This window comes from Parabacteroides sp. AF27-14, from assembly GCF_003635425.1.
Lineage (GTDB): Bacteria > Bacteroidota > Bacteroidia > Bacteroidales > Tannerellaceae > Parabacteroides > Parabacteroides distasonis.
In genome coordinates this window covers 1-11,263 of sequence record NZ_QTLZ01000044.1, presented here as the reverse complement: position 1 = coordinate 11,263, position 11,263 = coordinate 1, and the positions used below count along the sequence as shown (strand labels likewise).

Annotated in this window: 8 protein-coding genes; all 8 read left to right on the top strand. The window is 39.4% G+C overall.

Going from position 1 to position 11,263, the window contains the following annotated elements; translation table 11 throughout:
* Positions 1–581 precede the first annotated feature (581 nt).
* Positions 582–1,427, top strand: a complete 846-nt coding sequence (locus DWY79_RS21930) for a hypothetical protein (RefSeq protein WP_232044557.1) — start codon at positions 582–584, stop codon at positions 1,425–1,427.
* Between the two features lie 41 nt (positions 1,428–1,468).
* The gene (locus DWY79_RS21925) at positions 1,469–3,529 is read left to right on the top strand and encodes a site-specific DNA-methyltransferase (protein ID WP_057319009.1); all 2,061 of its coding nucleotides are present in this window, start codon (positions 1,469–1,471) and stop codon (positions 3,527–3,529) included.
* 14 nt (positions 3,530–3,543) lie between these two features.
* Positions 3,544–6,432, top strand: a complete 2,889-nt coding sequence (locus tag DWY79_RS21920; RefSeq protein WP_057319007.1) for a DEAD/DEAH box helicase family protein — start codon at positions 3,544–3,546, stop codon at positions 6,430–6,432.
* Between the two features lie 154 nt (positions 6,433–6,586).
* Positions 6,587–6,889, top strand: a complete 303-nt coding sequence (locus DWY79_RS21915; RefSeq protein ID WP_057319005.1) for a hypothetical protein — start codon at positions 6,587–6,589, stop codon at positions 6,887–6,889.
* A gap of 18 nt (positions 6,890–6,907) precedes the next feature.
* Complete coding sequence (locus DWY79_RS22870; RefSeq protein WP_172606910.1) at positions 6,908–7,054, top strand: hypothetical protein; 147 nt, start codon at positions 6,908–6,910, stop codon at positions 7,052–7,054.
* Between the two features lie 535 nt (positions 7,055–7,589).
* Positions 7,590–8,150 carry a hypothetical protein gene (locus tag DWY79_RS23450; RefSeq protein WP_122370464.1) on the top strand — a complete coding sequence of 187 codons (561 nt, stop codon included), beginning with the start codon at positions 7,590–7,592 and terminating at the stop codon, positions 8,148–8,150.
* A 253-nt stretch (positions 8,151–8,403) separates the two neighbouring features.
* The gene (locus tag DWY79_RS21900) at positions 8,404–10,488 is read left to right on the top strand and encodes an ADP-ribosylglycohydrolase family protein (protein WP_122370462.1); all 2,085 of its coding nucleotides are present in this window, start codon (positions 8,404–8,406) and stop codon (positions 10,486–10,488) included.
* A 192-nt stretch (positions 10,489–10,680) separates the two neighbouring features.
* The coding region (locus DWY79_RS21895; protein ID WP_122370466.1) for a hypothetical protein at positions 10,681–11,263 on the top strand (583 nt) is incomplete at its 3' end.

Here is an 11,263-nt window from a genome sequence, read left to right as displayed (position 1 = left end):
AGGTGGGGGATATTTCCGAGGAGGTGGTATCTTTCGCCTCTCTCATTTTTAATGCGATCACTATCAATAAAGTACCTATCTAATACTCTTAGGTAGATAACTATTGATAGTATCTGTTGATGTTTTTAAGTCCGTTTTAAGTTATATAATTCTGTTTCTGAGTTTTGTCTTTTTCTAAAATGCGCCGTGAATGGCTGTGATAAAATTATCATTGGAGGCATAAACAATATTAAAATTTTTCCTAAAAACGTTACCTATTTGTTCAATTAAATTGTATTTTTGTATAGTTCTCAATAGCACCACGCCGATCAGGGTGGTGCGGGAACTGACATAAATTAGAAAAGGCGTTTACTTTACGCTTTGGTTTTGACGTTCTAAGAATCTCGCAAATTCTCAACTATCTGTCAAAAACAAAGCAACGGTGGATGTCCTCAAGGGTGTATTATATAGCCCTCATTGTACCTTGTGTAGCCATTGGTGTATCCATAAGGGAACTGGGTGTATCATATATATTCACATCGGCGTGGGGCTTTCGGCGTTGCTCGTTTCGACAGATAGGGCAATGCGAGAGCCTTTAGAGCGTGGAACGGGCAGCAAGGTACGGTTCCCACGCTTTTTTGTTTGTTAATCTTTCCATAGGGGAGCAGGAAGACAAATATTCAATCTCCATCATGATAACACAAAACGATTTAAAGAATGCTCACCCTAAAAAAGATAGAGAAGATTTAAGTCTCCTTCCCATAAGAGAAGCGACCATAACTTACCTTGAAAGAGTATCTATTTCTGAATATAATCAAACATGGGATGAAAATTTTACCTATGATCCTTTTTCGTACTCGTACAATACTCGTAATACCAAATTTTATGTGCTAAAACGTAAAAAAATATATTTTGGAGTATTAGAATCGCTAGATAATTATACCGCCACTTATGTATTTTTATTATTATCTGAAAATGAGTTTGAAAATCAAATTCAAATAATTAAAAATGATATAAGAGATATATATACAACACGAAATGGAATAAAAAACAAATTTTATATTAACAATAATAAGATAGAAACTTATAGTTTGAAAGATAAACCCTATTATCTAGGTAATATATCTCATGTGAATTTCCATTATTGGCATAAAAAATTACATGATATTATAATGCCAATTGCAAAACAAATGTCAAACAGAAGATTCAGATTTGGAGGATTAAGAAGATCAAAAATAAGTGTTCTATACAATAAGAGTCTATCTCAAATATCAAATATATTGAACATTGAAACTTCATTGCTAATAAAACTATTAAAAAGAAAAAGCCCGTATTTAAATATAACAGAGTCATACATAATGAGCGATTATGAAGCAGAAATATATAAGGATTTTTTCATAAAATTACTTCGCAAAAAAACAAATAAGGGGAACACTAGTCCCCTGTAATACATATAACATTGTCGAACATCAAATTACAATATTCAATTATGCCAGCAACATCCTTAATAGAAGAACTTCCTAAAATCGTAAAAGAAGGAAGACAAGAAGCGCAACGTATCTTAGAACGTTTGAGTAGCAACACCCGTATCGGATTACAAACAAATGAATTGGTTCTTCCAGCCAAAGACACTTCCGGATTATGGAAAGGGAAAAACGAGCAAGTGATAAACAAAGAATGGATGAACCGTCTCGTCTATGGCGATAACTTATTGGCAATGCAAGCCTTGTTAGCTGGAGATGAAGCAACCGGATTATCCTCACTTCGGGGAAAGGTGGATTTGATTTATATTGATCCTCCTTTTGATAGCAAAGCGGATTATCGGACAAAGATTAATTTGCCGGGTGTTGATATTGAGCAAAAGCCTACGGTAATTGAGCAATTTGCTTATTCGGATACATGGCAGGATGGGACGGTTTCTTATTTGAAGATGCTTTATCCGAGGTTGGTGTTAATGCGGGAGTTACTTTCAGATAAAGGGAGTATTTATGTACATATTGATTGGCATGTTGGGGCGTATGTAAAGACTTTATTAGATGATGTATTTGGGAAAGAAAATTTACAAAGTGAGATTATATGGAAAAGAACAGGAGGACATCACTTAGCAACAAATGGATATGATGTAATGACTGACACTATTCTTTATTATACAAAATCCTCTTTATATACTTACAATCAAGAATACGAATCTCTAACAAGTGAAGAATTAAATGAAAAGTTTCCTTATATAGAAAAAGAAACTGGCAGAAGATTTAATCATGAAAAATTAGAAAAATCTTCAAACGCTTATAGCGCTGGTGAAACAAGAACTATACAAGGTCGAAGGATTACATCAAATATCGGCTGGATATGGACACAAGAAACTTTTGATGAACGGCTATCACAAAATCCATATTTGATCTTTTGGACAAATACAGGTAGACCTCGATATAAAAATTATGCAGATGAGTATGTAGGAAGAAAAATTGGTAATTTATGGATTGATATACAACCTATATCATCTACAGCCAAAGAACGCATAGACTACGCCACCCAAAAACCCGAAGCCCTTCTCGAACGCATCATCAAAGCCAGTAGCAACGAAGGTGACCTTGTTTGCGACTTCTTCGGTGGAAGCGGAACAACCGCAGCCGTTACCGAACGGTTAGGCCGTCGATGGATTACAACGGATATTGGCAAACCGGCTACATTAGTTATGCGCAAACGCTTTATCGACCAAGAGGTAAAACCATTCCTTTATCAAGCCATCGGTGATTATCAAAAAGAGGCTTTCCAAAACAACAAGCAATACAAGCGGATTGGCGATTTGAGCCAAATCATCATGCAACTGTATGGAGCAATACCATTTACACAGGAACAACTGAACGATCGGAATTGGGGGTATATCAAGAACGGACGGACTTTGGTACTGGTAGATAGTCCCAATAAAGTAACCGGGGCAGCTACAATCCGCCGGGCATACGAAGCCAAAAACAATCTGTTGGGCGGTGGATGGAACAAGGCGGTCGTATTAGCTTGGAACTTTGCTTTTGACATTTCTGCGGCTATCCAACAATACAAGGAGGATGTTGAGGTCTTGGTGATTCCACCAGACCTGTTGGACAAACTCTCCAAGAAAGGATATGACAAACTGATAAGGGAAGGCTCTGTCCGTTTCAGCAGTTATCAATATCTATTGGTAAAACCTATTCAGACAGAAGCGCATTACGGTGAACAGGACAAACTAACAATCGAATTGGATAATTATGTGCTTCTTTCACCCGACAATATCCCGTTGGATGATAAAGATAAAGCCAAATTGCAACAGGTATTGGAGAAAGATCCGCTGGCTTTGATCGAGTATTGGAGCATCGACCCGGATTACGACGGCATCACATTCCGCAGCCAATGGCAAGACTATCGGGAAAACACGGACAATGATAGCGATCCACTTCATTGTATCTATACAGCTACATTAATCACTCCTCGAAAAGCAGAACGGACGGTTTGCGTGAAAGCGGTCGATGTATTCGGCTTTGAGAGCATGGTAACAGAGACTATTCATTCTTAAAAACGACACACAACATGAGAAACGATATATCCTTGGAATTGGCAAGCCGGTTAACGGAACAAGTCAAAACAGCCTTTGAAAACGGCAGTTTATTAGATGCCGTTACCCCGGTAACACAAGATTTGCTGAAGTTTTGGTTCATGGGGCCTTATACGGAAGAACGCTCCAAGAACTTTCATGAAGGACAAAAACAAAGTATTCTAAACATCATTTATCTGCATGAAGTTTTACAAGTGACAACCGTAGAAGAAATATACCGGCAAGTTGCGCCGGATCTATTAGCCGAATGTAATCTAAGTGATTTGGCTAAAGAAAAATATCGTATTCCCAAATATGCCGTAAAGATGGCAACCGGAACAGGTAAGACATGGGTCATGCACGCTTTACTTTTATGGCAACTCCTTAACGCACGACATGAAGAACAAGAAGAACGAAGCGGACGCTACACCCAAAACTTCCTGATCGTAGCTCCTGGCCTGATTGTTTATGATCGGCTAAAGGATGCCTATTGTGGACGCCTGAAAGAGAACTGCACGGAAAGAGATCCTTTTACAAATGACCTCTATCTGCATAAAGATCTTTTCATACCTCCGGCTTATCGGGACGAAGTATTCTCTTTTATACAAAACAATGTTGTCACCAAAGAAGAGGGAATCGGACGAAAAATAACCGGAAACGGACTGATCGCCTTAACCAACTGGCATCTGTTCTTGTCTGATGAAGAGAAAGAGAATATGGTCCCAGACTCCGCTCCCTCTATTATAAGAGATTTATTGCCTATTACACCAGGCCTGAGTGGTGGTAATGTCTTAGAGGCACTGGATAGGAAATACCTACGAGGAAGCGAATTGGACTATTTATCCGAACTATCGGACTTAATGGTAATCAATGACGAAGCCCATCATATCCATGAGAATAAAAAGCAAGGAGAAATAGAAGAGGTTGAATGGCAAAAAGGATTGAATAAGATTGCCCACAACAAAGGAGGTCACTTCTTCCAAATCGACTTCTCAGCTACACCCTACGATACGGTCGGTTCCGGGAAGAAAAAGATGAAATGTTATTTCCCGCATATTATATCTGACTTTGATTTAAGCCAAGCGATGAAAAGCGGATTGGTTAAGACCTTGTTGTTGGATCGCCGACAAGAATTGACAGATCTTGCCAATCTGGATTATAACGCTTTACGTGATGAACGAAAAAAAGTGATTGGATTGAGCGACGGACAACGTTTAATGCTTCGTGCCGGATTACGAAAATTAAAAATCCTTGAAGAAGGTTTTATCAAGCTGGATTCTAAGAAACGACCGAAGATGATGGTGATTTGTGAGGATACCAATGTCACCCCGTTTGTCGAATCATTCCTAAAAGAAGAGGGATTAGCCGAAAAGGATGTTCTCCGTATTGACAGCAACGCTAAAGGCGAAGTAAAAGAAAAAGATTGGATGCAAGTCAAAGAACGATTGTTCAATATTGATAAATATGAATCACCCAAAGTCATCGTTTCCGTGTTGATGCTTCGGGAAGGTTTCGATGTCAACAATATATGTGTCATCGTACCGTTACGATCTACGCAATCCGCTATTTTGTTGGAACAAACCGTAGGGCGTGGTCTTCGTTTGATGTGGAGAGAGCCTGAATATTCAGAAGAAAAAAGGGAAAACCGATTGCAAGTATTGGTTAAAAAGAAAGCACCTAAATCTTATATCGATATGCTTTCCATCATTGAACATCCGGCCTTTCTTGATTTCTACAATGATTTGATGAACGAAGAGCTTGCCGGTATAGACGAAGGTGATTTGCCGGATGGCTCCAATGTAACCGGTGATATTATAAAGGTAGGGTTAAAAGACAATTATCAAGACTATGATTTATTCTGGCCTCTTATTATCAAAGAGCAAGAGGAGGAGATACATCCTTCAGAAATAGATATAAACAGACTCGCACCTTTTACAGACTTTTCGTATGAACAACTAAAAGAAATTTTGGCGAAACCCGGTGAATCCTTTATCTCGCATGACGTCTTAGTCGGTACTCAATTCGGCAAATATGAGGTAAACGCAGACTTATGCAATGCACAAAGCTACAATGAATACTTGCAAAAGGTATTACGCATCGTCACAACACGCTTCGACAAGGTAGGAAGGAGTAAGCCTAAGGAACTACCTACATTGCAAATTAATCAGCAAGAAATCATACGGGTCATCGACCGATATATCCGAACCAAGTTATTTTCACGTTCATTCAATCCGTTCGAGAATTATAATTGGAAGATTTTACTACACAATGAGGGAGTTGCGACCCAGCATATTGTAAGAGAGATCAGTAAGGCGATCTATTATATGCAAGAACAAATAGATATAACAGATGCAATAGTTGAGAAGATTTATTTTTCTTCCATACCTACACTACGTATACGAGAAAGTTTTTCACTTGATTTGGAAAAGATTATCTATGAAAAAGTGGGCTACCCTTCCAATAAAGGAGGTTTCGAGAAAGCTTTCCTTGAATTTTTGGATGCCGACTCGGAAGTGAACTGCTTTATCAAAATAAATGAGAATCAACATAGCTTCGCATCAATCCATTATATCCGGCAGGACGGTCTATTGGCCACCTATCATCCGGACTTTATGGTATGTACATCACAACACATCTATATTATAGAAACGAAAGGACAAGACAAGATTTTCGACAAAAATGTCCGACAAAAACAATTGGCAACTCTTGAATGGTGCAATAAGATTAATCAACTGAGAGCCCAATATAGAATGAACCGACAGTGGCTTTATATATTGTTAAGTGAAAATGATTTTTATAGTCTAAAACGGAACGGTGCCACGCTTATTGAAATCTGCAATTTGAATAAGGTCTCAGAGAGTGTGGCAACAGGTAATTTGTTTTGAAGGGAGTTGGAGATATCATGATTTTAGTATATGGCCTTATATTATTGGATTGGGAGTGGTAACATAAGGCCGAGGTAAATCGGAGGATTTGTACTTATTTTGTGGTAATAAAAACAGGTGAAGAAAAAGAGTTGATAACGGATATTGGTTTGATATGAAAACAAGTAAATGCTTTGATCGTGCTTCTTGTAGCTGGGATTGTAAACCTCAAATTTCCGGTTTAATACATGATCCGGTTGAGGAATCTGAAGCCTATTTGTCCATAAAGAAGGAGTTAGAGGAAAAACTACGATCTTACTTCTCTGATAAAAAAATTGATTCTGGTAACTGGTTTCGTACCCCGGTCTCATGTTTCGAGTATTGGCAAGTGATGAAACGTTTTTTATGGGAGGACTATCGAATAGAGTGGAGATCCCCGGTTGAATTGAATCCTACTATATTCAAAGATGATCTTTAGGGGGGATTTGGGGTACGAATGGCTTTATATGGCGTGGATCGGGGCGGCACCAAAGGAGGAGGCTGCGAGTGGATGCGGAAGGCGGCGGCGGGGACACCAGCCCCGTTTTCTCTTGTGGTGCTTGGCGATGAGGATATGAAACATGAGCCTATTCCTTGCGAATAAGGGGTGATAACTGATAAAGGGGTTATTTATAGATCCGTCCTATATCGTGTCTTAGAGGGCAAAAGAAACGGCCTGAATGCAAATAACACTAATTAAAAGAAAGCGGTAAAGTTGTGAATATGGTAAAAACGAGGTTTTTGATCATCTATTCGATAGTGTGTACTATGGTATTGATACGTACTTGTACGAATGATGATATGTTGGCGGGATTTGACTTAAGGGAAATATCTGGCGTTGAATTTCCTCCTTATCGAGAGATACGTAGATGCAAGACACAATATCCTAGACTTTGTTGGATTGACATTACATATTCTTTATCAGCGGATAACAAGAGAGCCTTGCAAAAAAGACTTGAGGATATTACGGGGAAACCATGTTCTCGATGGGTCAAATACGAGGACAGATACGAGTTTCGAGATTTAAACTCCCCTTATGATATCTTTGTGATTGAGGTAAACAAGCGGGATACTTGTTTTCATGTGAGTTTTTGTTATTGACAGTGGTTTAAAATAAGTTGTTCTTAATTTGAGGTGTTATGGTGTTAGTTTGTATAAGTCTTATAATCTTTGAATTATCGGTTTTTATAATCCTTGCATTCAAGGCAAGACCGGAGCGATGGACATTTAAGTCTTTTTGTCTTTGGTTAGCTTCTTTGGTCTCGTGGTGTTGTTTTCCACCATTGTACGTATGGATTGAGCGGAAGTGGCAGCAGGCTAGTCTAAGAAGGGCGCTATTTGTGCTGTTATCCCCAGTCTCTTTTCTTTTCTTGGTAGATGCCTGTACGTTCGATCCGCATCGCTTCATCCATAACCTTGATAGCCTGATAATAGATATAGATCTCAACGCTATTAATAGAGACTGGACAGGGATTGATACGCTGTTATCTCTAATCTCTCTTGTTTACTTAGTATATATCTGTTCATTGGTATGTAAGTGCGTCAATAAGCCTTTCTATAACCGAAGAGATCTTTCAAGCAAGGTAGGGATAGGGGCAGCATACAAGATTGTAAATTCTCATGGCCGAAATGGGGATACGGATGAGGTTGACATTAGGTTTGATTCGGGTTGTGAAACGGAGAGTTCCAACAAAGGATGAAGACGAATCCCCCGGCTCATTGGAGTATATCGGAAGATGGTGATTTCCCATTCGATGAGAATTAGATGATGGAATTTACTTCTTTATGGATATAGATCCTAGAGAGAATAAGGCATATATGTGATATGGAGGGACTTCGATAATTGGAGTCGGAATGATTTTCGCCATACAAGATCCTTGGTGGTAGGTCGAAAATGAAACAAGTTACCGATGATAAATCGAGTTTTTTTGCAATCTTTGTGTTAAAGAATTTATGTATAGAGAGAAGTTAGCCATGATGAAAAATACTTACAGAACTATCTATGGAGCGATTGCTGGTGATATTATAGGTTCGATGTATGAGTTTCGTTCTGTCAAGAGCAAAGACTTCGAGTTGTTTCCGTATGGTGCCTGTTTTACAGACGATACGGTGATGACATTAGCTATCGCACGATGGCTAATGGAGGATGTCACCCGCTCAGAATACACGCTTGTAGACACTATGTGTGAATTTGGCAACCGTTATCCGGCTGTTGGCTACGGTGGCCTTTTCTGCAATTGGTTATGTAATGATCCAACCCCCTATAACTCATGGGGGAATGGTTCCGCTATGCGTGTTAGTGCGGTAGGTCTTGTTGCTAAGACTTTGGATGAATGCTTGCGCTTAGCGAAACAAACAGCCGCAGTATCACACAATCATCCGGAAGCTATAAAGGGAGCGCAGGCTGTAGCTGCAAGTATATTCATTGCGCTACATTGGACTGGGGAAATAGACGAATTAAAAGTATACATAAGAGATTTTGTTACCAATCAGTTCGAATATAACATGAACCGTACATTGAATGAGATTCGGCCCCGATATGAATTTGATGTATCTTGCCAAGGTAGCGTGCCTGAGGCTATCATCGCATTTTTAGAAGCCGATAGTTATGAAGATGCGATAAGAAATGCCGTGTCACTCGGTGGTGACGCTGATACGCAAGGTGCTATAGCTGGCGCAATAGCGGCTTGTGTTTATCCAATTCCTGAATACATTATTAAAGAGTGCCAGAAACGTTTATCCGATGATCTGTTGAAGGTCGTCATCCGTTTTGAGGATTATCTTGACAATGAATGGCAAAATAAGATTAGTTTGCCCTGTTCGTGCTTGCAACCCAAGCGTGAAACGGTTGAGCCTGAGAAATATGTAGATATTATACGAGACAATATTGATTTGATACACAAATCAATTAAAATCGCAGTGGTGATGGTTGCATTTATATTGGTCAAAATATTATGGGTTTACTGGTCGTGTACTGATAATGGTACATGGGAGGATGAGAAGGGGGAACTCATTCAACGTCGGGATTTCCTGATCGATCGTGTAGTAACTTCACCACGTGCGTTGTTGTGTGAAATGCCAGAAGGAATTGGAACACAATTTCAAGGTGAGTGGGCGTTGTATTCTTGTTCAATGCTGGCGGCAGCCTTATTCAATATGTCGAAACTTTATCCCGAAACAAAAACAGAGAATCTAGAGAACATAGATAATCTTATTGAGATGGTACTTTCCTTTGAGTTGAGAAAATATGATGCTGAGCGTTGGGGCGAGGATCCTCTGGAAACATTGGATGGTGACAGGAGTCATATTTCATATATCAGTCATCTTGCGTGGATGATAAGCGAGTATAAGATGGCCGGAGGAAATGATAAATATAATAACTTGTTTGATGATCTTTGCGGAACTATGAATCGTCGGCTTCTTCGAAGTAAAAGTCTAAACTTACCAACATATCCAAGCGAATGTATATATGTCCCTGATATGCTTGTTGCGATTGTCGCACTGAATAATTACTCGAAATTAAACAAGGGAAAATATATTTCTACGGTACGTAAATGGGTACGAAAGGCTAAATCTGAATGGCTTGACAAAGAAACAGGCCTACTTGTCTCATTTTTGAGTGAGGATGGCATACCGTTTAAAGCCGCCCCGGTGAAAGGCTCGTATTCCGCATTAAACTGTCTATACCTCACGCAGATAGATTCAGTATTTGCAAGAGAGCAATATCATAGGCTCAAATCCCATTTTTTGCAATCAGGTTTATTGTCTGGTATACGGGAATATCATGATTATTCGTGTTGGTTGGGATTTGACATTGATGCAGGCCCGGTACTGTTCAACCTCAGTCCATCCGGAACAGCATTCGCTGTGGGGGCAGCAACATATTTCAATGACGTGAGAGTACGTAATAATTTCTTACGTACGGCGGAAATTGCAGGACATAGTGTGATGTGGAACAATACTCGACATTATTTACTAGCGGAAATAGCACTTGTTGGGGAATGTATCATGTTGGCAATGCGAACAACAACTCCATAGGAAAGAAATGGAACTTTATATGACCATGTTTTAATTATAAGGGATAGCTGCCCTAAATAGAAATGTAAGTGTTATAGATCTATTTTATACAGAACCTTCGAGTGCAAAAGAATTGGATTGGATACGAGATTATGATAATTATAAAGAAGGAGTATGAATAAGGTAAAATAGTAGTTCTTAATTTGAGGCGTTATGATGTTTTTTTTATTAGTTAGTGTGATAGTTTGGGGTGGTGGGTTACTGGCTTTCATAATCCTTCTATTTTGGGCAAGGCCGGAGCGATGGACATTTAAGTCTTTTTGCCTTTGGTTGGCTACTTGGGTCTCATGGGGATGTTGTCCGCCTTTGTACGTGTGGATTGAGCGGAAATGGCGGCGGGCGAGTTGGAGAAGGTGTTCTTATGCGCTGTTATCCCCTATCTCTCTTATTAGCTTAATATATGTTTGCTCGTTTGTATCAGATATCGTCAATAAGCCGTATGGGAGCCGTATGGAGATCTCATACAAGGTAGGTGTAGGATTGCCAGCGTACGAGGTTATAGATCGCACCTATGGAAAAAAGTCGTTCACTTTGGACTATATTGATCGGATAGATATTAAGTTTGAACCGGGTCGTGAAACGGAGAGATTCTATTGGTGGATGAAGACGAATCCCCCGGCTCATTGGAGCATGTCGGAGGACGGTAGTTTTTACTTTAATGAGATTTCGGAAGATGGAACCTTCTTCACAATGCGTATAGATCCCCAGAAGGGTACGGCATGCATAGAATATGGAG